A 25,712-nucleotide genomic window follows, 5' to 3' on the forward strand; every position below is an offset into this window, starting at 1 on the left:
ACGAAGTCAAATCGGGTGGTCAAGGGTGGTTTCCACGCAGCAGATCGGCAGTGAACCAGCCGGGCGCGGCTGCGGTGAAGCGGTGGCGCTCCCACTGCCCCGCGCCTGCGGGGATTGTGCCGACTATCGGAGTCTCGGTGACTCGTGGAAGGTCGTCCCGGTTGCACTGAGCGGCGAGGTCGGGATCGGTCGGCCAAGAGCCGATGACCAAGCCTGCACAGGGAACATCGGCCGCGGCGAGCGTGCGGGTGGTGAGTTCGCTGTGGTTGAGGGTGCCGAGGCCGGCCGCGGCGACGACCACGACCGGGGCGCCGATTTTCTGGGCGAGGTCGAGCAGGGTGAACTCCCCCATCCGCACCAGCAGTCCACCCGCACCTTCGACCAGCACCACGTCGGCGTCGGCGAGCGAATCGACGGCGGCGACGGTTTCGCTCAGCGTCAGTAAGGGCATGGCCGCGCGGCGTGCGGCGGTGTCGGGGGCGAGCGGGTCCGGGTAGCGGGCGAGCTCGAGGGTTCGGGTCACCCCGGTCAGGCGGGTGACCTCGGCAAGGTCGCCGGGCTCGCCGGGGGCGATGCCGGTCTGGGCGGGCTTGCAGACCGCGACGGTGCGGCCCTCGGCCTGTACGGCGGCGGCCAGTGCCGCGGTGACGACGGTTTTGCCGACGTCTGTCGAGGTGCCGCTGATCAGCAGGACAGTCATGCCGTCACCGATTCCTTGCCGCGAGCCGCCGCGAGAACATCGCCGAGGACCTCGGCGATCGTCTCGAGTTCGGCGGACGTGAGGTCGGCACGAGCGGTGAGGCGCAGTCGCGAGGTGCCTTCGGGGACCGAGGGCGGGCGGAAGCAGCCGACGTCGAGACCGCGGGCGCGGCAGGCCTGCGCGGCGTCGAACGCGACTTGGGCTTCGCCGAGGACCACCGAGACCACTGCGGAATCCGGGTCGGATACTCCGGCGATCCGGGCGATGTCGGCGGCGCGGTCGAGGACGCGGGTGGCCATCGACGGGTCGCGGTGCAGCAGCGCCAGCGCGGCGCGCGCCGCGCCGACCGCGGCGGGAGCGAGACCGGTGTCGAAGATGAAGGTGCGAGCGGCATCGATGAGGTGGGCGCGGATCCTGGCATCGGCCAGCACTGCCCCGCCCTGGGCAGCGAAGGCCTTCGACAGGGTCGCGGTGATCACGAGGTCCGGTTCGCCGGCCAAGCCCAGCTCGTGCACGAGTCCACGGCCGCCCGCGCCGCGCACCCCGAGGCCGTGTGCCTCGTCGACGATCAGGATGGCGCCGTTCGCCCGGGTGACGCGATGGAGATCGGCCAGTGGCGCGAGGTCGCCGTCGGCGCTGAAGACCGAATCGGTGAGGACCAGCGCGCGCTCCTCGGCGCGGTCGGCGAGCAGTCGTTCGACCGCGTCGACATCGCGGTGCGGTGCGATCGCGACTCTGGCGCGGGAGAGCCTGCACGCGTCGACCAGCGAGGCGTGCGAGCCCGCGTCGGAGACCACGAGGGTGCCGCGTCCGGCCAATGCGGTGACCACACCCAGGTTGGCGGCGTAGCCGGTGGCGAAGACCAATCCTGTTTCGGCGCCGACGAATTCGGCCAGCTCGGCTTCGAGGAGCGCGTGCTCGGTGGTGGTTCCGGTGACCAGTCGCGAACCCGTGGCTCCCGCTCCCCACCGGCGCACCGCCGCGATCGCGCCCTCGACGACTTCGGGGTGCCGGTGCAGGCCCAGGTAGTCATTGGAGGCGAGGTCGATCGCGGGCGACTCAGCGGCGCGCTCGCGCAAGTGCCTGCGTAGCCCGGCGTCGACCCGCTCGGCCGCGCGCTCGTCCAACCAGCTCAACGGATCCATACTCACAGTTGAGCAGCATACTTGAACACCGTTCAGGACGGTTGCCCGCGCACTCATCTGAGCGCTGCCGTCACCGCGGTCGGCGTGACGCTCGACCAGTCGGTCCTACGAGCCGCACTGCGGTGCCGATCCGCCGCGAGGTTCATGCGACCGAGGCCTTCACCGCCGCGCGCACGGCCTCGGTGATGGTGGCGATGTCGGCAGTGGTGCTGATGAACGGGGGCATCGTGTAGACGAGGTTGCGGAACGGGCGCAGCCAGGCGCCCGCGTCGACGGCGGCATCGGTCGCGGCGCGCATCTCGACGGGTTCGTCGAGTTCGACGACGCCGATCGCACCGAGCACGCGGACCTCGGCGACACCGGGCAGCTCGGCGAGCGGCGCGAGGCCGGCCCGAAGTTCGGACTCGATCCTGGCCACCTCGCCTCGCCAGTCTCGCGAGCGCAGCAATTCGATCGAGGCGACCGCGACGGCACAGGCCAGGGGATTGCCCATGAAGGTCGGCCCGTGCATCAACCCGCCGTGCGCCGCACTGATCGTCTCCGCGATCCGCGCGGTACACAGCGCAGCGGCGAGGGTGAGATAACCCCCGGTCAGCGCTTTACCGACGCACATCACGTCCGGCGCGACGCCCGCGTGGTCGGCGGCGAACAGCTCGCCGGTGCGGCCGAATCCGGTGGCGATCTCGTCGAATACGAGTAGGACATCGTTGTCGTCGCAGATCCGACGCAGTTCGGTGAGGTAGCGGGGGTCGTGCCAGCGCATGCCGCCCGCGCCCTGTACGACCGGTTCGACGATCACCGCGGCGAGCTCGTCACGATGGGTGGCCACCGCGTGCTCGAGTTCGGCGACGTAGTCGGGTTCGAAGTCGCGCGGCGGCGCGGGGACGAAGACCTGCTCGGTGAGGACGTCGGTCCACAGCGCGTGCATTCCGCCGTCGGGGTCGCAGACGCTCATCGGCGTGAAGGTGTCGCCGTGGTATCCCCCACGCCAGGTGAGCAGGCGGTTCTTCGCCGGGCGACCGACGCCGCGCCAGTACTGCAGGCACATCTTCGCCGCGACCTCGACCGAGACCGAGCCCGAATCGCAGAGGAAGACCTTGTCCAGGCCCACGGGCGTGAGTTCGACCAGCAGTTGGGCCAGGCGGGTGGCCGGTTCGTGGGTGAGGCCGCCGAACATCACGTGACTCATCCGCTGCGATTGCGCGAGTAGCGCCGCGTCCAGGACCGGGTGGCAGTAGCCGTGGACGGCCGCCCACCACGAGCTCATCCCGTCGACGAGTTCGCGGCCGTCGGCGAGGGTGAGTCGCGTGCCCGCCGCGCTCGCCACGACCAGCGGCTCGGTCGTGGCCGGAAATCCGCCGTAGGGATGCCAGACATGCTCGGCATCGAGGGCGGTGATCTGCTCGGGGCTCAGGTCCACAGGTTTCCTCGTCGTCGCCCGGGGCTGCCGAGACGACAGCCTTGAACGCTGTTCAAGTTATCACTTGCCGCCACTCGCGGACCGAGTGTCCGACTGATTCGCGAGCACGGCGGGCAGGCGGGCGAGCGCGTCGCGGACCACGGTGAGCGATTCCGCGCCGAGCTCAGCCTCGATCACCTGTTCGATCCGCTGGATGTGCTGCCCGGCCAGCGCCACGGCCTCCCGCCCGGCCGCGGTGGTGACGACCAGCCGCGCGCGCCCGTCCGCTGGATCGGGTGTGCGCTCCACGTAACCGCACTTCTCCAAGTGCGTGACCAACTCCCCCATCGACTGCTGGGTCATTCCGGCAGCCTCTGCCAACGCGGTCACCCGAGATCCGCTCGGTGCCAGATACCGGAATACCGCGTAGTGCGCGGGACGCAGGTCGGTTCCGAGCCCCGCGCGCAGCGAAGGGTTCACCGCGCGCTCGTAGGCATCGGCCGCCTGGACCAGCAGTTTCAACAATGAGGACGGCTCGACCATTGACATAATAGGAAGGTTACCTTTATATCTGGATGATGGCTGACATCGGTTCCGTCCTCACCTTCCGCAACGGGCATCGGGTCACGCTCGTCGACCGCGGCGCCGACGCGCGGGGCGCCTATCTGCGCCTCGAGCACGTGCTGCCGCATATCGGCCGAGAGGCGGGCCCGCACTGGCATCCCGAGATCAGCGAAACCTGGACCATTCGGACCGGTCGGGTGCGGTTCCGAGTCGACGGAGAAGACATCGTCGCGGGGCCCGGCGATACGGTGACCGCACCCCCGAGGGCCGTGCACGAGTTCTGGAACGAAGCGAACGACACCGTGCTGGACCATGTGATCCGTCCGCCGCTACAGCACTGGGAGATGTTCGCGTTCTGGAGCGGCCTCGACAACGCGAACAAGACGACAGCGAGCAAACTCCCCCGCAATCCGCTCGCCCTCGGACTGCTCTGGGAGTACCAGGACGGTTATCTCGCCGGTCCCCCCGCGTTGCCGCAGCGGTTGATCTTCGGCGGGTTGGCCGGGCTCGCGCGGCGCACGGGCTACGCGCGGCGGTTGCTCACATCCGTCTCCGCCTGAGCCGAGGTCAGCGAGCGGCCGGTCACATCGTGCGCGGTGGGGCCAGAGGTTCCATTACTGTCGTAGCATGTCGAGCCCGAACGACCGATCCGATGAGGTGTGGCCGGGTACCGCGTATCCGCTCGGCGCCACCTATGACGGCGGGGGCACGAACTTCTCGGTGTTCTCCGAAGTCGCCACGAAGGTCGAGCTCTGCTTGATCGCCAAGGACGGCTCCGAGACGCGTATCGATCTCGACGAAGTCGACGGTTACGTCTGGCACGCCTATCTTCCCTCCGTCATGCCGGGTCAGCGCTACGGCTTCCGCATCCACGGCCCGTACGAGCCGGAGCTCGGATTGCGCTGCGATCCCAGCAAACTGCTGCTCGACCCGTATGGGAAGGCGTTCGACGGCGAGTTCGTCAACGACCCCTCGCTCTACACCTACGGACTGGATTCGCTGGGCCACACGATGACCGGGGTGGTGATCAACCCGTTCTTCGACTGGGGTCCCGATCGGCCGCCGAACCGGCCCTATCACGAGACGGTGATCTACGAAGCGCACGTCAAGGGCCTGACGATGACGCACCCGGATATCCCGGAGGATCTGCGCGGCACCTATGCGGGCCTGGCGCATCCGGCGATCATCGGGCATCTGAAGTCGTTGGGCGTCACCGCGATCGAGCTCATGCCGGTGCACCAGTTCTTCCACGATCACGTGCTCACCGATCAGGGACTGCGGAACTACTGGGGCTACAACAGCATCGGGTATCTCGCACCGCACAACCAGTATTCGGCCCGGCCGCGCGGCGACGGTGCGGTCGCCGAGTTCAAGGCGATGGTGCGTGCGATGCATGTCGAGGGCATCGAGGTGATTCTCGACGTCGTCTACAACCACACCGGCGAGGGCAACCACAACGGCCCGACACTGAGCCTGCGCGGGATCGACAATGCCGCCTACTACCGGCTCGACGACACCACTCCCGAGCACTACAAGGACTACACCGGCACCGGCAACAGCCTCAATGTCCGCCATCCGCACACGCTGCAGCTGATCATGGACTCGCTGCGGTACTGGATTCTGGACATGCACGTCGACGGTTTCCGCTTCGACCTCGCCGCGACACTGGCGCGCGAATTGCACGATGTGGACCGGCTTTCCGCGTTCTTCGACCTGGTGCACCAGGATCCGGTGGTGAGTCAGGTCAAACTCATCGCCGAACCGTGGGATGTCGGCGAGGGTGGCTACCAGGTCGGCAACTTCCCCAGTCTGTGGACCGAGTGGAACGGCAAATACCGCGACACGGTGCGTGATTACTGGCGTGGGGAGCCCGCGACGTTGGGCGAGTTCGCCTCCCGGCTCACCGGGTCGTCGGATCTGTACGAGTCGACGGGCCGTCGGCCGGGCGCCAGCATCAACTTCGTCACCGCGCACGACGGCTTCACGCTGCGAGATCTGGTGTCCTACAACGAGAAACGCAACGATGCCAACGGCGAGGGCAATCGCGACGGCGAAAGCCACAATCGATCGTGGAACTGTGGCGTCGAAGGCGAGACCGACGATCCGCGGATCCTGGCGCTGCGTGCTCGTCAGCAACGCAATCTGCTGGCCACGCTGATCCTGAGTCAGGGCACGCCGATGCTCGCCCACGGTGACGAGATCGGACGCACTCAGCTCGGCAACAACAATGTGTACTGCCAGGATTCGCCGCTGGCGTGGATGGACTGGTCGCTGGCGCAGGCCAATGCCGACCTGCTCGAGTTCACCCGCACGGTGATCGCCTTGCGCACCGAGCATCCGATCTTCCGGCGGCGCCGTTTCCTGGCCGCCGGTCCGAGCGACGACCAGGGACACCGGCGGGAGATCGCCTGGTTCACGCCCGCGGGCAGCGAGATGACCGACGACGACTGGGACAGCGGGTTCGGGAAGTCGCTGGCCGTGCTGCTCGACGGCGACGGCATCGCCGAACCGGGTCCGCGCGGTGAGCGCATCACCGACGACTCGTTCCTGCTGTGCTTCAATGCGCACGACGAAGCGATCGATTTCGTACTGCCCGGCCCGGACTTCGGTGCGCAATGGTCGCTCGCCCTGGATTGTTCGACCCCTACCGGCGCGGCCGACGCGGTGCACACCGCGGCGGCGACGCTGCCGGTTGCCAGCCGCTGCCTGCTCGTATTGCGCCGAACCGCCTAGCCGCCGAGCGAGATCATGACCGAGACCTATGTGACCGACCCGCTGACCATGCTGCATCGCGCGCCCGTGCGAGCGGGCACGGTGCGCAGCACCTACCGGTTGCAGCTGCGCCCCGACGCGCTCACCTTCGCCGATGCCCGCGCCATCGCCGAATACCTCCAGCAGCTGGGCATCTCGCACCTGTATCTGTCGCCGATCCTGACCGCGGCGCACGGGTCGACGCACGGTTACGACGTCACCGATCCGACCACGGTCTCGGCCGCCCTCGGCGGGCCGACGGGGCTCAAGGTGCTCTCCGACGAAGTACGCAGTCGCGGCATGGGATTGATCGTCGACATGGTGCCCAACCACGTGGGCGTCGGCGATCCGCGACAGAATCCGTGGTGGTGGGATGTGCTGCGCAACGGGCAGAAGTCGCAGTACGCCAAGTATTTCGACATCGACTGGAGCTCGGGCAACGGCGCGGGCGGGCGGCTGGCGCTGCCGGTTCTGCAGAACGAGAACGACCCGGCCGCGCTGACCGTCGACCGGTCGGGGGCGGAGCCGATGCTGGCACTGCACGATCTGCGGTTCCCGATCGCGGCGGGCACCGACGGCGACAACGCGCTGCGCATCCACGACCGCCAGCACTACCGGCTGGTGAGCTGGAAGGCGGGAGTGTGTACCTACCGGCGGTTCTTCGCGGTGAGCAGCCTGGCGGCGATCCGGCAGGAAGACCCGGAGGTGTTCGAGGCGACGCATCGGGAGCTGGCAGCGTGGTGCGAACACGATCTGATCGATGGCGTCCGGGTCGACCATCCGGACGGATTGTCGTATCCGAGTGCCTATCTGACCCGGTTGCGCAGGCTGATCGGACCGCAGCGGTTGCTGCTGGTCGAGAAGATCCTGGCCAATCGCGAACCCCTCGACGCCACGCTGCCGATCGACGGAACCACCGGCTATGACGCGCTCGCCGATCTCGGTGGGGTGCTCATCGATCCGGCGGGTGAGACGACGCTGACCGAACTGTCCCAGCACGTCGCGGGACACGGTAGCGACCGTTCGTGGTTCGGCGAGACCGAGCATCGGATCAAGCGGGCCGTCGCCGAGACCATTCTGGCGCCGGAGATCCGGCGGTTGGTGGCCGCGATCAAGCGCGACGGCAACGCGGGCAGTTTCGACACCCTCGCGGTGAGCAACGCGACCATCGAGGTACTGGCCTTCATGCCGGTGTACCGGGTGGACTACGCCCCGCTGGCCGGGATGACGGCCGCGGTCGTGGCGGAGGTGGAGAAACGCAATGCCGAACTGACGGTACCGCTGTCGGTGCTGGTGACCGCGCTGTCGGTGGGTGGCGAAGCGGCGACCAGGTTCTCGCAGGTGTGTGGGGCGATCACCGCCAAGTCGGTCGAGGACACCATGTTCTATCAGGGTGCGCGGCTGGTGTCGTTGCAGGAGGTGGGCGGCAATCCGGCGCGATTCGGCCACACCGTCAACGACTTCCACCTGTCCAACAGTGAACGCGCGCAGCGCTGGCCCGCGACCATGACGACGATCTCGACCCACGACACCAAACGTGGCGAGGATGTGCGCGCCCGGATCGGGGTGCTGTCGCAGGTCGCCGATGTCTGGTCGCAGCGGGTTCGCGGCTGGCTCGAGACGACCCCCGCGCCCGACGGCGCGACGGCACTGTTCCTGCTGCAGAACATGTTCGGGGTGTGGCCTGCCGACGGACGGCCCGCCTCCTCGGTGCCGGGGCTGCGCGATCGGCTGCACATGTTCGCGGAGAAGTCGATTCGCGAGGCCGGGACCAAGACGTCGTGGGAGGAGCCCGACGCGGAGTTCGAATCGGCCGTACACGGTTGGCTCGACGCGGTGATCGACGGGCCGGTGGGTACCGGCATCGGCGACCTGGCGCACGAGCTCGCACCGCACGCGTGGTCGGACGCGGTGGCGCAGAAGCTCTTGCAGCTGGGCGCGCCGGGGATTCCCGATATCTATCAGGGCACCGAATTGTGGGAGGACTCCCTCGTCGACCCCGACAATCGGCGGCCGGTCAACTTCGCCACCCGCGTGGGAATGCTCCAATCACTCACCGACACACCGACTCTGGATACCACCGGGGCGGCGAAGATGTGGGTGGTGGCCTATGCGCTGTGGTTGCGCAGGGAGCGGCCGGAGTGCTTCGTCGGCGGGATGTACCGGCCGCTCTATGCCATCGGTGAGCACGCGCATCGGTTCATCGCCTATGGGCGGGGGCCGGCGGGCGAGGCGCCGGAGGTGATCGTGGCGGCGACCCGCCATTCGGTGGGGCTCGCCGCGACGGGCTGGCTCGACACCACGTTGCCGCTGCCGCAGGGCAATTGGACCGATCGACTCACCGGGAACACCTTCGCGGGCAGCGCGCGGGTGGACAAACTGTTCGCCCGACTGCCTGTCGCGTTGCTGGTGCGCTGAACGCCGCGCATCACGTACTGCCCGAGTACGGGGCGAAGGGACCGACGCGGTGTGCGTCGGTCCTTCGGGTCCGGCTCAGTTGCTGCGGCGTAGGCCGAGGTACTGCAGGGTGGCGAAGCCACCGACGGTCACCGACTGCAGTACCGCCCACACCGCGCCCACCGTGGTGAGACCGAGTGCGCCGGTCGACAGCGCGGCAAGACTGGCCACCACCCAGGCGGTGTTGCCGATCGCCACCACCGACGCCGCAGCCCGGTTGACGGGCGACGAGCGGCCGACGAACGCGACGGCCAGGCCGTAGGCGGTGAGGAACGCGCCGATCGCGAGGCCGACGCCGGCATCGAGTCCGAGTAGCCGTTCCAGCGGTTGCGCCAGCGCCAGGTAGGCGATGCCGTTGACGGTGGTGACGACCGCGTCGAGGCGCAGCGACACCCGCAGCAGGTTCTCGCCGGAGGCGAACAGTGTGGACAGGCGGGACGGGGCGGTGGTGGTCATGGCGAATCTCCTTGGCTGCGAGAGGGTTACGTGGTGGCGGGGACCTGGTCGAGGAAGCCGTAGACGCTGTCGATGCGGCCGTCGGTGAGGACGGCGACGTCGAAGCCGATCACTACGGCGGGGGCGTCGGCGGGCCCGAGACCCCAGGTGAAGCGGACCTGGTCGTGATGGGCGTCGACGGGGCCGGCCAGGGTGAAGGTCCAGTCGGGGAACTGCGCCTGCACTCCCGCGATGGCGGCTTCGAGTTCGGCGTGGCCGGTGACCGCGACCAATGGGTCGACGTAGCGGGCGTCCGGGGTGAACAGACGGGCGACCGCGGAGCGGCGGGCGGCGGGCTCGCGGGTGTTCCAGGCTTCCAGGTACTGTGCGACGACGGTGTTCATCTCGACCTCCGAAATAGGCTTTGAGCTGGCATTTCGCGGGTTGTTCCTGCGATGACACCAACGTTATGGCGCGAGGGGGGTCGGTCGAATCAGTCGCCTATAGGTACTTTTTCCGTCGCGACTACTGGCGATACCGGTACGGCGATACCGTGGTGCCCATGCTGCACGGACGCGACACCGAACAGGCCATGATCGACGACCTGCTCAGCGGGGCGCGCGCGGGCCGGAGCGGGGCCATGGTGCTGCGCGGCGAGGCCGGGATCGGGAAGACCGCCCTGCTGGATTACGCAGCGGCGCAAGGCATTCCGACTGTGCGCAGTGCGGGCATCGAGTCCGAGGCCGAATTGCCCTTCGCGGCACTACATCTGCTGGTCCGCCCCGGCATGGAGCTGGTGCGGCAACTGCCGTCGCGGCAGCGCGACGCACTCGAGGCGGCATTCGGACTGGGCGAGGGTGCCCCCGCCGATCGGATGCTGATCGGGCTGGCGGTGCTGACCCTGCTCGCCGAGGAGGCGGCGCAGGGGCCGCTGCTGTGTGTGATCGACGACGCGCACTGGCTGGACCGGGCCACTGCGGAGGCACTGCTGTTCGCGGCCCGCAGACTCGATGCCGAGGGGGTGGTGATGCTGTTCGCGACTCGCTCGGGACCGCAGGATTTTCCCGCTCCCGGGCTGACGGAACTCGCACTGGCGGGGTTGCGTCCCGATGCCGCGGCGGCACTGCTCGACGCCGGTGCCACCGCGTTGAGTCCGGCCATGCGGTATCGGCTGCTCGCCGAGTCGGGCGGTAATCCGCTCGCGCTGCTGGAACTTCCGGCTGTGGTCGGTGCGAGCATTGTCGACGAGAGCAATCCGCTGCCGCTGACCCAGCGGTTGCAACTGGCCTTCCACGGGCGGGTCACCCGCCTGCCCGCCGCGACCAGAACCGTGCTCCTGATCGCCGCGGCGGCAGGCGCGGCGGACCTCGCCCCGGTTCTGCGTGCCGCGTCCGCGCTCGGCGCGTCACTACCGGATCTACAACCCGCGCAAGACGCGGGCATGGTGGCCACCGACGGTCAGGTGCTCACCTGGCGCCATCCACTGTTGCGCTCGGCGGTGTACCAGGGCGCAGCGCTCACCGACCGTCTCGGCGCCCATCGCGCGCTCGCCGACACACTGGTCGACGACGACGCCGCCGACCTGCGCGCGTGGCACCTCGCTTGCGCGGCAACAGGTCCCGACGAACACACCGCGACCGCGCTGGAACGAACAGCCGATCGTGCCCGACGCCGTCACGGCTTCCACGGCGCGGTGGCCGCCTACGATCGCGCGGCGGCGTTGAGTACCGACGCCGGTGCGCGGGTACGCAGACTCGTCCTCGCCGCCGAGACCGCGACCGAGGCCGGCCTCACCGACCGAGCGGAGCGACTGGCCGAGCGAGCCGAGTCGCTGTCCCACCAAGCTGAATTCGATGCCGACGGGGTCGACCGAGCGGAGACCGACCCGACGAGCCGGTCACGTGCGGCAGCCGCCCTCGGTTCCGACAGGTCCGCGTTCGCACTGCGGCTGGACTCGGTGCGCGCGCAGGCCGAATTCGCCTGTGGCAAACCGGCTTCCGCGCATCGACGGCTGATGTCAGCGGCCGTCGCGGCGCGCGAGACCGATCCCCGTGGCGCTGCCCGGATTCTGACCAAGGCCGTACACACCGCGTGGTATCTCGGACCCGATGAGCTCGACGAGGTCGCCGCCGTTCTGACGACGCTGCGGCTGGTGGAGGACGATCCCGCGACGCCGATCGTGCGATACCTGACCGGGTCGGTGACCGGACACCGGGTCGCTGACCTGCGCGACGCGGCGGCTGCCGCCCGGGCGGGCGGCGCGGACAGTCCGGCCGACCTCGTGCAGTTGTGTGGCAGCGGCTTGGTTGTCGGCCAGGACGCGCAGGTCGAAGAGCTGGCCGGCGAGTTGGTCAGGGAATGCCGGGATCAGGGGCGGATCGGTCTGCTGGCGCCGCTGTTGTTCTTTCGCTCCGAGGGATTGTCGTTCGGCGGGCGGCCACGCGAGAGCCGGATCGCGGCCGAGGAAGGATTGCGAATCGCACAGGACATCGGGCAGGCGCAATGGGTGAGTCAGATCCACGCGTTCCTGGCGTATCTCGCCGCCCTGCGGGGCGATACGACAATCTGTCGCGATCATGCCGATCGTGCGGTGGCCGAGGAATTCGGTGGGCCGGGCGCGGTGGGCGCGTCGTGGGCGCACGCGGCCGTGGCGCTGCTCGCGCTCGGCGAAGGCAGGTTGGAGCAGGCGCAGACAGAGCTCGCGCATATGACGATCGAGCCGGCTCGCCACCACGTGATCGGGCTGCGCACGCTCCCGGATCAGATCGAAGTGGCGGTTCGCCTCGGCGCGACGGACCGGGCGACCGAAGCACTGGATCGACTCACCCACTGGGCACAGCGGGCCGGACAGGCGTGGATCGAGGCGCTGGCGGCCCGCGGGCGTGCGCTGCTGGCCGACGGATCCGACGCCGAGCAGCACTTCGTGGCCGCGCTCGCCGTGAACCGCCCGTTCGACGAGGCCCGCACCCGGCTGCTCTACGGCGAGTGGCTGCGCCGCGACAAACGTAAGGTCGACGCGCGGACTCAGCTGGAGCTGGCCATGGACCTGTTCGATCGGCTCGACGCGACGCCGTGGGGCGAGCGAGCCCGCACCGAATTGGGCGCGCTCGGCGTCGGCACAGGCGCCCGTGCGAGCGGCGGTCCGCTGAGCTCGCTCACCCCGCAGGAATCACAGATCGTGCGACTGGCGGCGCAGGGCTTGTCGAACCGGGAGATCGCGGCACGGTTGTTCCTGAGCCACCGCACGGTCGGCCATCACCTGTACAAGGCGTATCCGAAGCTGGGCGTGCTGTCGCGCGGTGAGCTGAGCGCGCTCGACCTGACGGAGTGAATCCGCGACCGACCTGGGCGGATCGAATCAATTGCGCGAGGCGGTCCGAGTCGCGCCCACGGTCCAGCGGGCGGCGGCGACCGCTGCCGCGGCGAGCACCGCGACCTGCGGCGACCCGACGACCAGCAGCAACAGCGCACCGACCACGAGCGCGGCGACCAGCGCCTCGAGCTTGTAGACCGGCCAAGCGCTACCCGCGATGTCGACGGTCGCGGATGCTGCCGATGAGGTGAGCACTGCCATGAAGACCAGGATAGGCGCACATCGAAGTTCGGGCCACCGAACTTATCCGCATGACTCTGTCAGGAACATCACAAAGCGACGATTCGTTGTGCAAGTTATGCCATTGACAGGAGAGTACGCACCGAGCACTTCGGACTGGGCACGCGAACAGGCCGAGACCTACGAGAATTCCGGCGGTGCCGAGGGCACTTCGCTGCAAGGCAAACCCGTCATCCTGCTCACCACCAAGGGCGCCAAGTCCGGCAAGCTGCGCAAGACACCGCTGATGCGGGTCGAGCACGACGGCGAGTACGCCGTCGTCGCTTCGCTGGGCGGGGCGCCGAAGAATCCCGTCTGGTACCACAACATCAAGGCCGATCCGCACGTCGAACTGCGCGACGGCACCACCACCAAGGACTACACCGCGCGCGAGGTCGTCGGCGACGAGCGAGCGCAGTGGTGGGAGCGCGCGGTCGCCGCGTGGCCCGACTACGACGAGTACACGAAGAAGACCGATCGCGTGATCCCGGTCTTCGTCCTCACCCCGCGCTGAACCGCAGGTCGGAGCACACCCGCCGTGGTTACCACGGCGGGTGGTTCCGCTGACGGAGCGCGCGAGGAGCCTCGGTAGCATGGTCGGGGTGTCCCACATCGCTGACGTCGCCGAAGTGCCCGTAACCCGTCCGCCGCTCACCGCGGACGAGATCGACGCCGCCGCGAAGCGAATTTCCGGGATCATCGAGCCGACGCCGCTGCAGTACAGCGCGCGACTGTCGGCCGGCACCGGTGCGCAGGTGTACCTCAAGCGCGAAGACCTGACCGCGGTCCGCTCCTACAAGCTGCGCGGCGCCTACAACCTGATGGTGCAACTCACCGCCGCCGAGCGCGCGGCCGGTGTGGTGGCCGCCAGCGCGGGCAATCACGCGCAGGGCGTGGCCTTCGCCTGCCGAACGATGGGCGTGCGCGGGCGCATCTACGTACCGACCACCACCCCCAAGCAGAAGCGTGACCGCATCCGCGTGCACGGCGGCGAGTTCGTCGAGCTGATCGCCGTCGGCGAGACCTACGACGCCGCGGCCGCGGCCGCCGCCGACGATGTGGCCCGCACCGGCGCCACCATGGTTCCGCCGTTCGACGACCCGCGCACCGCCGCGGGCCAGGGCACCATCGCCGCGGAATTCCTCGAGCAGCTCGGCACCGCGCCCGATCTGGTGGTCGTGCCGGTCGGCGGCGGCGGCTGCCTCGCCGGCATCGGCACCTACCTGCGCGAACGAGCACCGCACACCAGTCTGCTCGGCGTGGAACCCGCGGGCGCGGCCTCGCTCACCGCCGCACTGGTCGCCGGTGCTCCGGTGACGCTGCCCGAGATCGACCCGTTCGTCGACGGTGCCGCTGTGCGCCGCATCGGTGAACTGCCCTACCGGGCGGCCGCGTCGTTCGGCGGGCGGATGGTCTCGCACGCCTCGCTGCCCCTGCTCACGACACCCGAAGACCACACCGGCACAGCACCTTTCCGGGTGATGCTGGTCGACGAGGGCGCCATCTGCACCGCGATGCTCGACCTCTACCAGAGCGAAGGCATCATCGCCGAACCCGCGGGCGCGCTGGCCACCGCGGCACTGGCCGAGATCGACATCGAGCCCGGCAGCACGGTCGTGGTGCTGGTCTCGGGCGGTAACAACGATGTCTCGCGCTACGGCGAGATCATCGAACGCTCACTGGTGCACCGCGGCCTCAAGCACTACTTCCTGGTGGACTTCCCGCAGGAGCCCGGCGCGCTGCGCCGCTTCCTCGACGATGTCCTCGGCCCCGACGACGACATCACCATGTTCGAGTACGTCAAGCGCAACAACCGGGACACCGGGGCGGCGCTGGTCGGCATCGAACTCGGCGCCACCGACAACTTGGCCTCGCTGATGCACCGCATCGAGGAGTCCCCGATCCAGGCCGAACGCCTGGAACCGGGTTCCCCCGCCTACCGCTACCTCACGTAGGGAGTCCGCGCGGCGGTTAGGCCGCCGCGCGGTCCTCGCGATGTCCGGCCTCGCGGCCCGCGGCGCGCACACCCGACAGCACCAGCGGCAGCAGCCAGCCCATGGCGATCTGGTCGTACGGCAGCAGGATCTGGTCGAGCCGGTTGTGGACGTAGGCCACCGAGAGCCCCGACTGCGGGTCGACCCAGCCGAAGGAACCACCGAGGCCGATGTGGCCGAACCCGTTCCGCGCACCGACCGCGGGCATCGAGTGGTAGCCCAGGTGCCACATCATCGGCAGGTAGAACAAGGCGTGGTCGAGCCGGTAGGTCTGGACCTTGCGGATCGCGGCGTGTGTGCTCGGCTGCAGGAAAGGCGAGCCGTCGACGGTGACGCCGTCGGCCAGCGCGGCATACATCTTCGCGAGGCCGGGAGCGGTGGCGACCCCGTTGCCCGCGGGCATCTCGGTGCTCAGGATCGGCGGGTGGTCGCCGTCGAGAATGCCGTCGAGGCCGGGCACGAACAGGCAGCGGGCAGCCGCGCCGAGCGGGCCGGGCAGCCGGAAGCCGACCTTGCCGAGGAACGCGGCGGCGAGGGGGTGCGCGGCGAAGCTCAGGTGCGCGCCTGCCAGCCGGGCGTACTCGGTCGATGAGTTCGCGCCCGGGTGGCCGAGGTGGATCCCGTCGATGCCGAGCGGGTCGGTGACCTCGGTGCGGATCAGCTCGCTCATGCTCTTGCCGGTGACGCCCCTGGCCAGGCCCGCGAGCAGCCAACCGTAGGTCAGGGCGTGATAGGTGGGCACGCCGAGCATCCGGTCGGGGGCGGCCATCGCCAGCCGGTCCTCCATCAGCTCGTGATCGAGGGATTCTTGGGCGCTGTTGGCGACCGCCGACAGCGACGACAGCCCGGCACGGTGGGTGAGGACGTCGGCGACGGTGATCGAACCTTTGCCGTGCGCGGCGAAACGCGGCCAGTATTCGGCGATCGGCGCCTGATAGTCGATGAGTCCGCGGTCGGCGAGCCGGTGGATGACGGTGGCGGTGACGCCCTTGGTCGCGGAGAACACGATGGAACCGGTGTTCGCGGTCCACGCGGTGTCACCAGCACTGCCGATCCAGAAATGGGCGAGTGGTTCACCGTGCCGATATACCGCGAGGGCGCCGCCCGCGCCGCGGCGGTGGCCGATCAAGCCGGCGAAAGCGCGCACCAGCGGGCCGAACCCAGCAGGGGCGAAACCCCCGACACCGGCCGGGAGGGCAGCGCTATCCTGCCCGTAAGCGTCGTTGCTCATCATCCAACTATACGGCGTTATGCTTATTCGGCAATGGCGCGTTTCGGACTGTGGCCGACCCGTGCCCTGTCGTCATCACTCGGTGACCACCGTCCCCGTGCCGTCGCCCTCTTCGAGCACCGCGAAACTGTGACCCGAAATGAGTGTTCCCGCACCACTTTCGGTGGCAGGCGACCAGGCGAGCAGCACACGACCGTGCACCGGGATGACCACTTCGTCCTCGGCGAGGTTGCACACCACCGAGATTCGACCACGACGCAGGATGAACCAACGCTGCGCTTCGTCATAGTCGGCCCACACTCGTTGCAGCCACGGGTCGGTGAACTCCGGCCTCGATGCGCGTAGCGCGAGCAGGCCGCGATAGCAGGCGAGCAACCGGGCGTGCGGTTCGCGACCGATCTCGGTCCAGTCGAGCTTGGAGCGGGTGAAGGTGGCCGGGTCCTGCGGGTCCGGCACCTCCTCGCTGGACCATCCGTGCTGGGCGAATTCGGCGCGGCGCCCGGTGGCGGTGGCCGCGGCGACGACGGGGTCGGTGTGGGAGGTGAAGAACTGGAACGGGGTGCGCGCGCCCCACTCCTCCCCCATGAACAGCATCGGGGTGCTCGCCGAGAGCAACACCAGTGCCGCCTTCACCGCGAGTTGGCCGGGGGTGAGGTAGTCGCTGGGGCGGTCACCGATCGCGCGATTGCCGATTTGATCGTGGTTGCAGGTGTAGCCGAGCAGGGCGCTGCCGGGGACGAGGTCGCGGGGAATGGGCGCCCCGTGGGTGCGACCGCGGAAGCTGGAATAGGTAGCGGCGTGGAAGAACCCGTGGGTGAGGGTGTGCATGAGGCAGGCCAGTGAGCCGAAATCGGCGTAGTAGCCCTGTCTTTCGCCGGAGACAGCGGTGTGGACGGCGTGGTGCAGGTCGTCGTTCCACTGGCCGGTCAGTCCGTAGCCGCCCGCCGCGCGCGGGGTGATCAGTCGGGGATCGTTGAGGTCGCTCTCGGCGATCAGGCTGAGCGGTCGACCCAGATGTGCTGCCAGCGCGGTCGTTTCGACGGTCAGCTCGTCGAGCAGGTGGGTGGCGGTGCGGTCGACCAGCGCGTGGACGGCGTCGATGCGCAACGCGTCGATGTGGAACTCGCGCAGCCAGCGCAGGGCGTTGTCGATGATGTAGGCGCGGACCGCGTCCGACCCGGGACCATCGAGATTGAGGCTCTGACCCCAGGTGTTGCGGCCGGTGGCGAGGTAGGGGCCGAAGCGCGGCAGGTAGTTGCCACAGGGGCCGAGGTGGTTGTAGACCACGTCGAGGCAGACGGCCAGGCCGCGGGCGTGGCAGGCGTCGACGAAGCGTTGCAGGCCGTCGGGGCCGCCGTAGCTCTCCTGCACCGCGTACCAGAGGACGCCGTCGTAGCCCCAGTTGTGGGTGCCGTCGAAGGCGTTGACCGGCATGAGTTCGACGGTGGTCACGCCGAGGGTGACGAGGTGGTCGAGATGGGCGATCGCCGCGTCGAAGGTGCCGTCGGGGGTGAAGGTGCCGATGTGGAGTTCGTAGAACACCGAGCCGGCCAGGGGTCGACCGGTCCAGTTCCGGTCGGTCCAGGCCGTCGGGTCGAGGTCGTGGACCGCGGAGGTTTCGTGCACCCCGTCGGGTTGACGGGCCGAGCGCGGGTCGGGTAATACCGTCGGATCGTCATCGACCAGGAACCCGTATCGAGCACCCTGACCTGCGTCGACGCGCACCGACCAGTTGCCGCCGCCGTTTCGGCGCATCGGGTGCTCCACCCCGTCCAGTTGCAGCCGCACCGCTCCCGCCTCCGGCGCCCACACCCGAAACTGCCTCATCGGCCCAGCATCGCATGCCCCGCGCCGGTGTGCTCGATCAACGAATCACCGCGGGTACGCGGCGACCCCGACCGGTCCGGCGCCGACGCACAGTGACTGCCGCACGTCGAGAGACCGGATGCGCAGGGTGTCGCCACCGCCGAGCAGCCGGACGTACACGGTGTTCAGGCCCGCGCGCACGTCGGCGATCGTTTCGGTCTCGCCTTCGAAGGACAGGGCGATCCGGCCGTCACGGTCGGCGTTGTAGTTCAGCTGGGCGGTCCAGTCGCGGATCTGCATGGGTCCGTCGAGTGGGAGGTTGGCGCCTGCGGTGCCGCGCACGCGGTGGCCGCAGCGGGGTTCGGGGCCCGCGACGATCGCGCGGTTCCACCAGACCTGGGCGTCGACGATGTCGCCTTCGTCGGTGATCATGCGCAGGCGTGGGGTCGACAGGGCGAAGGTGGTGGGTGCCGCGATCGGGGCGAAGACGCGGTCGGTCATGTTCTCGGGGAAGGCCAACGGGTTCAAGACATTCCACGGCACCTCCTGCGGCAGCAACGGCGCGTCGGCGGCTCCGGGAAGAGCGGCTCGCACTCCGGTGATATAGGTGCGAGCCGGGCTCGGTTCCCACGATCTGGTGAAGGTGATCGTCGAGTACACGCTGCTCGCGAGGAACAGGGTGATCGCCGCGACACCAGCTACTTGCCGCGCTCGGGCGTCACTTTTCTCGATCGAAGCCGACCCGCCGACGATGCCACGACGGACACTCGACAGAACCCGTTGTCGTGCAGGCTTGTTCGATCCAGGCAGCGCACCCGACCGTGACCGACCGGGCGCCGCGGCGATCAGCGCGAGCGCGACGGTGGCGATGACGGCGAAGTCGGCGAAGTAGCGCAGGGACTGGAGCAGGAGGCCCGCGGTACTCGGGCCGTCGCGCAGGAGGACGACGGGCGCGATGGTCAGGACCGCGTACGCGGCGGTGCATGCCCACACCGCGACCACCCGGCGACGGGTGCGAATCGTCCACGCCGCGAACAGGATCAGCAGCAACCAGCTCAGCGCGACCGGCAGGCCCGGTGGATCGGCCCACGGCGTGGCGGGTTGCCAGCGTTCCCAGCGCCACGGACCGCCGAGCAGGGCGGGCACCAGCCCGTCCGACAGCGCCCGGCTCCACAGCGATCCGGGGTGTTCGGGAGCCGAGAGTCCCCGTGGGCGTTGGATCACGAGCAGGAAGCCCGCCGACCACACCAGCAACACCGCACCGGCCGCCGTCCACAGTGCGGCGCCACGGCGGGCGGTGTCGCGCACCGACCCTCCCGAGACGTGGGCCGCGAGCACGGCCACCGCGAAAGCCACCGGTAGCACGACCACCGATTTCTCGAAGAACAGCAACGCCACCGCGAACACCACGGCCCCCGACACCGCATACCCACGCCGCCCGGTCCGCACCAGCCGCACAGCGTCCGCGCTCACCCAGGCCAGCGCGATCTGCAACGGCAGCGCGTTCACCGCCGCCGCCCACCAGGCGAACGCGGGCACCGTCAACGGCACGAACAGGTAGAACGCCAACGGCCCCAGCATCCTGGCGCGAACTCCGAGCAGCACGACGACCAGACGCAACACCGCCAGCGACGCGAGCAACTGCAACGCCACCAACACGATGACCGCCGGCGTCCAATGCAGCGGCGCCACCTCGGTGACCAGCCACGTCAACACGAAGGCCAGCGGCATCACGTGCCCGTCGTGACTGGTGAACAGCAATTCCGTCGAGAACACCGGCTGACTGCTCACCCGCCCGATCAGCAGGAAATCGTCCCAGTAGAAGAACCCGGCCCCGGCCACCCACCCGCGCAGTATCAGCTGCGCCACGATCAGACAGACCGCGGCGATCAGCACCCCCCGCCTCGACAGCGCGAGCCGCCCCTGCCCTGACGACATCTCGGCGGGCGATGGCGAGTCGAGCAGCGGCACGGACGTCACGTCTCTCGACGCTAGCTCGTCGTTCGCGGGGCGGCCATCACGACCCACCACAGGGAAGCCGCCGATGGCCTGTGCCCGCACACAGCCCAATTTTGGACCGATCTATTCAAAACATGCTACGGTCGTCGCCATGGCCCGACCCAAAGAATTCGACGAGCACCGCGCGGTGGATGCCGCGATGCGTGCGTTCTGGTCCGCGGGCTACGAAGCGACGTCCACCCAGGATCTCTGCACCGCAACAGGTTTGGGTCGCAGCAGCATCTACAACACTTTCACCAGCAAACGCGACCTGTTCGAACGCGCACTGCGGCACTACATCACCATGAAGAACACACCTCTGTTCGACCTCCTCGACAGCGACGCACCGGCCAGGGAGCGGATCAGCGCCGTCCTGCACCGGGCCGCCGACGCACCCGACACCGAACCGACGGGCTGCCTCGTCGTCAACTCGATCGTCGAACTAGCTCCGCACGACGCCGACATCAAGGCCACCCTGCGCGCCGATCAGGAGCGCCGCCTCGACGCGCTCACCGCGACCATCGTCAGCGGCCAACGCGCAGGCGAATTCGCCTGCGATGGCGATCCCCGCGCCATCGCCGAGTTCCTGACCGCCACGATCAGCGGCATCCGGGTCGCGGCGCGTGGCGGTGCGGACCACGCCACCCTCACCTCGATCGCCGACACCGCGATGCGCTGCCTCTGAGCTCACCTAACCCGAGCCGTCTTTCGCCATGCCTTCATTTTGGACTGATTGATTCAAAACTATTCACGTCAGAAAGGCTTGTCATGCCGACCGCTGTCTACATCCTCGGCCTGTCCATCTTCGCGCAGGGGACCTCCGAGCTGATGCTCGCCGGTCTCCTCCCCGAGATGGCGGCCGACCTGGATGTCTCCATTCCCGCTGCCGGACTGCTCATCTCGGCCTTCGCGCTGGGCATGCTGGTCGGCGCGCCGCTGCTGGCCGTGGTGACCCTGCGCTGGCCGCGCCGCGACGCACTGCTCGCCTTCCTCGCGATCTTCGTCGCCGCCCATGTCGTCGGCGCGCTGAGCGAGAACTACTGGGTGATCTTCGGGACCAGAGTGGTGAGCGCCTTCGTCTACGCCGGGTTCTGGGCATTGGCGGCCGCGACCGCGGTGAGCCTGGTGGCGCCGCGGTTGCGCGGACGAGCGATGAGCATCGTCGCGGGCGGACTCACCATCGCCACGATCGTCGGGGTGCCCGCAGGCACCGTGATAGGCCAGCACTGGGGCTGGCGCGCGGCCTTCTGGGCGGTCGCCGGACTGTCCGCGCTGACCATGATCGGCGTGTTCGCGAAGATTCCCGGTGGTCGGCCGAGCACGGTCGCGGCGCTGCGCGGCGAATTGCGGGTGATGGCGAACCCGCGCCTGTGGGTGTCCTACGGCGCCACCGCGCTGTCGACGGGTTCGGCGTTCGTCACCTTCGCCTATCTCGGTGCGTTGCTGGCCGACACCACCGGTATCTCGGCGGCATGGATCCCGGCGGTGCTGGGTCTGTACGGCGTCGGCGGGTTGATCGGCATCACGATCGGTGGGCGCTTCGCCGACGCGCACCCGTTCCGCACCCTGTACGTGGGGGCCACCGGAATGACAGTGGCCGCGGCCGCGATCGCCGTCTCCGCGCACTCCCCCGCGGCGATGGTCGTGCTCGTCTTGCTGCTCGGCGCTTTCGGATTCGCCACGAACCCGGCCTTGAACACCCGCGTCTTCACCCTCGCCGACGGTGCGCCGACGCTGGCCGCGGCGACCAACTATTCGGCGTTCAACATCGGGATCACGGTCGGCCCGTGGCTCGGCGGACTGGCCATCGGCGCCGGGCTCGGCTTCACCTCGGTGGGCTGGATCGGCGCCGGGCTCGGCCTGGCCATGGTCGCCACCGTGGCGCTGTCCCACCGGCTCGAGCGTGAACCCGGTACAGCCACTGCCTCTTCCGAGGCTCGCGTACCCGAGTTCATCCCTCAGTAGACCCTCGACGAAACGACTCGCAGGGCAGCGGGTCGTTTCGTCGTTGTTCGCTCAGCCCAGGCAACCCGGTCCGAGCAGTGCTTTCAGATCGCCCATCAAGGCCGAGGACGGGGAGACCCGCCAGGCGTCGTCGAGTTTGAGCATGGTGGTCTTCTCGCGGGCGCCGACGTGGCGGATGAAGACATCCGAGGTGCCCTGGTGGCGGGAGAGGACCTTCTTGAGTTCGCCGAGCTTGTCGGGCGTGCACATGCGAGTGGTCATCACGACCGCCACCGGCTTGGCCACGCCGATGGCCGAGAGATCGGGCACGACAAGGTCATTGGCGATCAGCGAGATGCGGTCGTCACGCACCGAGACGCGGGCCTTCACCAGCACCACGGCGTCTTCGACCACATCCATGCCGTACACCGAGTACGACTGCGGGAAGAACAGCACTTCCACACCACCGGTGAGGTCCTCGAGCTGGGCCGAAGCCCAGGCCAGGCCATTCTTGTTGATGCGGCGGTTCACCGAGGCGAGAATGCCGCCGATGGTCACCTGCGCGCCGTCCTTGACGTCGCCTTCCAGGATCGCCGGGATGGGGGTGTCGACCTGGGCGGCCAGCACGTGCTCGACGCCGTTGAGCGGATGCCCGGACACGTAGAGGCCGAGCATCTCGCGTTCGAGGGCGAGCTTGTGCTTGGTCTCCCATTCGTCTTCCGGCACTTTGACGTTGAACACCGACGCCATCGAATCGTCGCCGTCGCCGAGACCGCCGAACAGGTCGAACTGGCCGATCGCCTCGGCCTTCTTGGTCGACATCACCGCGTCGATCGCATCGGAATGGATCAGCAGCAAGCCCTTGCGCGGATGCCCGAGTGAGTCGAAACCGCCTGCCTTGATGAGGGATTCGGTGACCTTCTTGGAGCAGGCGATCGCGTCGATCTTGTTCAGGTAGTCGGAGAAGTCGGTGAACTTCGACTTCTCCTTGCGCGCGGTGATGATCGAGCCGACCACGTTGGTGCCGACATTGCGGACCGCGCCGAGGCCGAACCGGATATCGGTGCCGACGGAGGCGAAGTTCAGCTCGGATTCGTTGACATCGGGCGGCAGCACCGTGATGCCCATCTTGCGGCAATCCGACAGGTAGATGGCGGCCTTGTCCTTGTCGTCACCGACGGAGGTGAGCAGACCGGCCATGTACTCGGCCGGGTAGTTGGCCTTGAGGTAGGCAGTCCAGAAGGAGACGAGGCCGTAGCCGGCGGCGTGCGATTTGTTGAACGCGTACCCGGCGAACGGGAGAATCGTGTCCCACAGCGCCTTGATGGCGGGCTCGGAGAAGTCGTTGGCCAGCATGCCGTCGCGGAAGCCCGCATAGGCCTCTTCCAGTACCGACAGCTTCTTCTTACCCATGGCGCGGCGCAGGATATCGGCTTGGCCGAGCGAGTACCCGGCCACTTTCTGCGCGATCTGCATGATCTGTTCCTGATAGACGATCAGGCCGAAGGTGTCGGCGAGGATCTCTTTCAGCGGCTCTTCGAGCTCGGGGTGGATCGGTTTGACTTCTTGCCGGTTGTTCTTGCGGTCGGCGTAGTCGTTGTGGGCGTTCATGCCCATCGGACCGGGGCGGTACAGCGCGAGGACGGCGACGATATCGCCGAAGCCGGTGGGCTGCATGCGGCGCAGCAGGTCGCGCATGGCGCTGCCGTCGAGCTGGAACACGCCGAGGGTGTCGCCGCGGGCGAGCAGCTCGTAGGTGGCCGGGTCGTCGAGCGGCAGGTTGTCCATGTCCAGATCGATGCCACGGTTGGCCTTGATGTTCTCCAGGGCATCACCGATGACGGTGAGGTTGCGCAGACCCAGGAAGTCCATCTTCAGCAGCCCGATGGCCTCACACGACGGGTAGTCCCAGCCGGTGATGATCGCGCCGTCCTGCGCGCGCTTCCACACCGGGATCGCGTCGGTGAGCGGCTCCGAGGACATGATGACCGCGCAAGCGTGCACGCCCGCGTTGCGGATCAGGCCTTCCAGGCCTTTCGCGGTCTCGTAGATCTTGGCGATATCGGGGTTGGAGCCGATGAGCTCACGCACCTCGGCGGCTTCCTTGTACCGCTCATGGTCGGGATCGGTGATGCCCGAGACCGAGATGTCCTTGGCCATGATCGGCGGCGGCAACGCCTTGGAGATCTGGTCGGCGATAGCGAAACCGGGCTGGCCGAACAACACTCGCGCGGAGTCCTTGATCGCGGCCTTGGTCTTGATGGTGCCGAAAGTGATCACCTGGGCCACACGGTCGCTGCCCCACTTCTCGGTGGCGTAGCGGACCATCTCACCGCGGCGGCGATCATCGAAGTCGATATCGATATCGGGCATCGACACACGCTCGGGGTTGAGGAACCGCTCGAACAGCAGACCGTGCGGGATCGGGTCGATATTGGTGATACCCATCGCGTAGGCGACCAGCGAACCCGCCGCCGAACCACGACCGGGACCGACACGGATGCCGACCTCGAGCGCGTGCTTGATCAGGTCACCGACGACGAGGAAGTAAGCGGGGAAACCCATCTCGCAGATGACTTTGAGTTCGAAGTCGGCGCGGTCGAGATATTCGCGCGAGGGACCGTCCGGGAAGCGGCGATCGAGACCGTCGAGGACTTCCTTGCGCAACCAGCTGGCCTGGTCGTGGCCTTCGGGCACCGGGAAGATCGGCATCCGGTCACGGTGTTCCCACACGTCGTTGTAGGGCTGTACGCGCTCCCCGATGAGCTCGGTGTTGTCACAGGCGCCGGGGACTTCGGCATCCCAGATGGCGCGCATCTCCGCGGCGGACTTGAGGTAGTAGCCGTCACCGTCGAACTTGAAACGGGTCGGGTCCGACAACGTCTTACCGGTCTGAATACACAGCAGCGCTTCGTGGTTGACCGACTGGTCCTTGGTGACGTAATGGCAGTCGTTGGTCGCGATCGGCGGGATACCGAGCTGCTTACTGATATCGATCAGGCCCTCACGGACCCGGCGCTCGATGGACAGACCGTGGTCCATCACCTCGAGGAAGAAGTTGTCGGCGCCGAAGATCTCCTGCCACTTCGCGGCGGCTTCGAGCGCTTCTCTCTCGTGGCCGAGGCGAAGTCGTGTCTGTACCTCACCCGACGGGCAGCCGGTGGTCGCGATGATGCCCTCGGCGTGCTGGGCGATGATCTCCTCGTCCATGCGCGCCCACTTGCCCAGCTGACCCTCGATGGAGGCCAAGCTCGACAGCTTGAACAGGTTACGCAGACCGGTCGCGTTCTCGGCGACCATGGTCATGTGCGTGTAGGCGCCCGAGCCGGAGACGTCGTCGCCCTTCTGGCCCGGATCGCCCCACTTCACTCGCTTGGTGTCGAACCGCGAGCCCGGTGCGATATAGGCCTCGATGCCGATGATCGGCTTGATACCCGCCTTCTTGGCACTGTTGTAGAACTCCGAGGCGCCGTACATGTTGCCGTGGTCGGTCATACCGACCGCGGTCATGCCCAACCGATCCGCCTCCGCGAACAACGGCGAGATCTTCGCCGCGCCATCGAGCATCGAGTACTCGGTGTGGTTGTGCAGGTGAACGAACGATCCGGACGGAGCCAAGACGGTCCTTCCTCCCATTGAGTCGGCGGGGGTTGGCCTTGGCATTCTATGCACGGGGGTCCGACAGAATTCGCACTC

At 68.2% G+C, this 25,712-nt stretch carries 19 protein-coding genes; 8 read left to right on the forward strand and 11 right to left on the reverse strand.

Translation table 11 applies throughout. The features are described from left to right. Positions 1 to 19: 19 nt before the first annotated feature. The 4 genes from bioD to NS1_RS37750 all read right to left on the reverse strand — a co-directional run bounded on the left by bioD (position 20) and on the right by NS1_RS37750 (position 3,793). Positions 20 to 700, reverse strand: a complete 681-nt coding sequence (bioD, locus tag NS1_RS37735; RefSeq protein WP_062992444.1) for a dethiobiotin synthase — start codon at positions 698 to 700, stop codon at positions 20 to 22. Then, positions 697 to 1,845, reverse strand: coding sequence for an 8-amino-7-oxononanoate synthase (locus NS1_RS37740; protein WP_062992446.1), 1,149 nt, complete (start codon positions 1,843 to 1,845; stop codon positions 697 to 699). The genes bioD and NS1_RS37740 overlap by 4 nt, the downstream gene beginning before the upstream one ends. 142 nt (positions 1,846 to 1,987) lie before the next feature. After that, on the reverse strand, positions 1,988 to 3,265 hold the full coding sequence (locus NS1_RS37745; protein ID WP_062992448.1) for an adenosylmethionine--8-amino-7-oxononanoate transaminase: 1,278 nt from the start codon (positions 3,263 to 3,265) through the stop codon (positions 1,988 to 1,990). A 60-nt stretch (positions 3,266 to 3,325) separates the two neighbouring features. Then, positions 3,326 to 3,793, reverse strand: coding sequence for a MarR family winged helix-turn-helix transcriptional regulator (locus NS1_RS37750; RefSeq protein WP_062992450.1), 468 nt, complete (start codon positions 3,791 to 3,793; stop codon positions 3,326 to 3,328). 29 nt (positions 3,794 to 3,822) lie between these two features. Here NS1_RS37750 and NS1_RS37755 point away from each other — a divergent pair, with 29 nt between their 5' ends. The 3 genes from NS1_RS37755 to treY all read left to right on the forward strand — a co-directional run bounded on the left by NS1_RS37755 (position 3,823) and on the right by treY (position 8,977). Further along, positions 3,823 to 4,368, forward strand: coding sequence for a cupin domain-containing protein (locus tag NS1_RS37755; RefSeq protein ID WP_062992479.1), 546 nt, complete (start codon positions 3,823 to 3,825; stop codon positions 4,366 to 4,368). Positions 4,369 to 4,435: 67 nt separating this feature from the next. Next, complete coding sequence (gene glgX / locus NS1_RS37760) at positions 4,436 to 6,541, forward strand: glycogen debranching protein GlgX (protein ID WP_062992452.1); 2,106 nt, start codon at positions 4,436 to 4,438, stop codon at positions 6,539 to 6,541. A 48-nt stretch (positions 6,542 to 6,589) separates the two neighbouring features. Beyond that, positions 6,590 to 8,977 carry a malto-oligosyltrehalose synthase gene (gene treY, locus NS1_RS37765; protein WP_056816784.1) on the forward strand — a complete coding sequence of 796 codons (2,388 nt, stop codon included), beginning with the start codon at positions 6,590 to 6,592 and terminating at the stop codon, positions 8,975 to 8,977. A 75-nt stretch (positions 8,978 to 9,052) separates the two neighbouring features. Here treY and NS1_RS37770 read toward each other — a convergent pair whose 3' ends face one another. Both NS1_RS37770 and NS1_RS37775 read right to left on the reverse strand, forming a co-directional pair. Further along, positions 9,053 to 9,472: a hypothetical protein gene (locus NS1_RS37770; RefSeq protein ID WP_062992453.1), complete on the reverse strand. Its 420-nt coding sequence runs from the start codon at positions 9,470 to 9,472 to the stop codon at positions 9,053 to 9,055. 26 nt (positions 9,473 to 9,498) lie between these two features. Further along, positions 9,499 to 9,855 carry a nuclear transport factor 2 family protein gene (locus tag NS1_RS37775; protein ID WP_084504799.1) on the reverse strand — a complete coding sequence of 119 codons (357 nt, stop codon included), beginning with the start codon at positions 9,853 to 9,855 and terminating at the stop codon, positions 9,499 to 9,501. A gap of 158 nt (positions 9,856 to 10,013) precedes the next feature. Between NS1_RS37775 and NS1_RS37780 the strand changes: the two genes are divergently transcribed. Further along, positions 10,014 to 12,782: a LuxR family transcriptional regulator gene (locus NS1_RS37780; protein WP_062992457.1), complete on the forward strand. Its 2,769-nt coding sequence runs from the start codon at positions 10,014 to 10,016 to the stop codon at positions 12,780 to 12,782. 27 nt (positions 12,783 to 12,809) lie between these two features. Here NS1_RS37780 and NS1_RS37785 read toward each other — a convergent pair whose 3' ends face one another. Continuing rightward, positions 12,810 to 13,025 carry a hypothetical protein gene (locus NS1_RS37785; RefSeq protein WP_056816333.1) on the reverse strand — a complete coding sequence of 72 codons (216 nt, stop codon included), beginning with the start codon at positions 13,023 to 13,025 and terminating at the stop codon, positions 12,810 to 12,812. A gap of 97 nt (positions 13,026 to 13,122) precedes the next feature. On the opposite strand from NS1_RS37785, the gene NS1_RS37790 reads away from it, so the two are divergent. Both NS1_RS37790 and ilvA read left to right on the forward strand, forming a co-directional pair. After that, positions 13,123 to 13,557: a nitroreductase family deazaflavin-dependent oxidoreductase gene (locus tag NS1_RS37790; protein ID WP_062992459.1), complete on the forward strand. Its 435-nt coding sequence runs from the start codon at positions 13,123 to 13,125 to the stop codon at positions 13,555 to 13,557. An 88-nt stretch (positions 13,558 to 13,645) separates the two neighbouring features. Then, positions 13,646 to 14,998: a threonine ammonia-lyase IlvA gene (ilvA, locus tag NS1_RS37795; RefSeq protein WP_062992481.1), complete on the forward strand. Its 1,353-nt coding sequence runs from the start codon at positions 13,646 to 13,648 to the stop codon at positions 14,996 to 14,998. A gap of 16 nt (positions 14,999 to 15,014) precedes the next feature. Here ilvA and NS1_RS37800 read toward each other — a convergent pair whose 3' ends face one another. From NS1_RS37800 to NS1_RS37810, 3 genes are all read right to left on the reverse strand, one after another. Further along, positions 15,015 to 16,268, reverse strand: a complete 1,254-nt coding sequence (locus tag NS1_RS37800; RefSeq protein WP_062992483.1) for a serine hydrolase domain-containing protein — start codon at positions 16,266 to 16,268, stop codon at positions 15,015 to 15,017. Between the two features lie 75 nt (positions 16,269 to 16,343). Next, positions 16,344 to 18,095 (reverse strand): malto-oligosyltrehalose trehalohydrolase, encoded by a 1,752-nt coding sequence (treZ, locus tag NS1_RS37805; RefSeq protein WP_062992461.1) that lies wholly within the window; start codon positions 18,093 to 18,095, stop codon positions 16,344 to 16,346. A gap of 45 nt (positions 18,096 to 18,140) precedes the next feature. Then, the gene (locus NS1_RS37810) at positions 18,141 to 20,054 is read right to left on the reverse strand and encodes a hypothetical protein (protein ID WP_255284837.1); all 1,914 of its coding nucleotides are present in this window, start codon (positions 20,052 to 20,054) and stop codon (positions 18,141 to 18,143) included. A 130-nt stretch (positions 20,055 to 20,184) separates the two neighbouring features. Between NS1_RS37810 and NS1_RS37815 the strand changes: the two genes are divergently transcribed. Both NS1_RS37815 and NS1_RS37820 read left to right on the forward strand, forming a co-directional pair. Further along, a complete protein-coding gene (locus tag NS1_RS37815) occupies positions 20,185 to 20,757 on the forward strand; it encodes a TetR/AcrR family transcriptional regulator (protein WP_062992462.1) in 573 nt (190 codons plus the stop codon). A gap of 83 nt (positions 20,758 to 20,840) precedes the next feature. Next, complete coding sequence (locus NS1_RS37820; RefSeq protein ID WP_062992464.1) at positions 20,841 to 22,037, forward strand: Cmx/CmrA family chloramphenicol efflux MFS transporter; 1,197 nt, start codon at positions 20,841 to 20,843, stop codon at positions 22,035 to 22,037. Positions 22,038 to 22,088: 51 nt separating this feature from the next. Here NS1_RS37820 and dnaE read toward each other — a convergent pair whose 3' ends face one another. Continuing rightward, complete coding sequence (gene dnaE, locus NS1_RS37825) at positions 22,089 to 25,634, reverse strand: DNA polymerase III subunit alpha (RefSeq protein ID WP_373864389.1); 3,546 nt, start codon at positions 25,632 to 25,634, stop codon at positions 22,089 to 22,091. Positions 25,635 to 25,712 lie beyond the last annotated feature (78 nt).

The sequence above is a fragment of the Nocardia salmonicida NBRC 13393 genome (assembly GCF_001613085.1).
GTDB lineage: Bacteria > Actinomycetota > Actinomycetes > Mycobacteriales > Mycobacteriaceae > Nocardia > Nocardia salmonicida.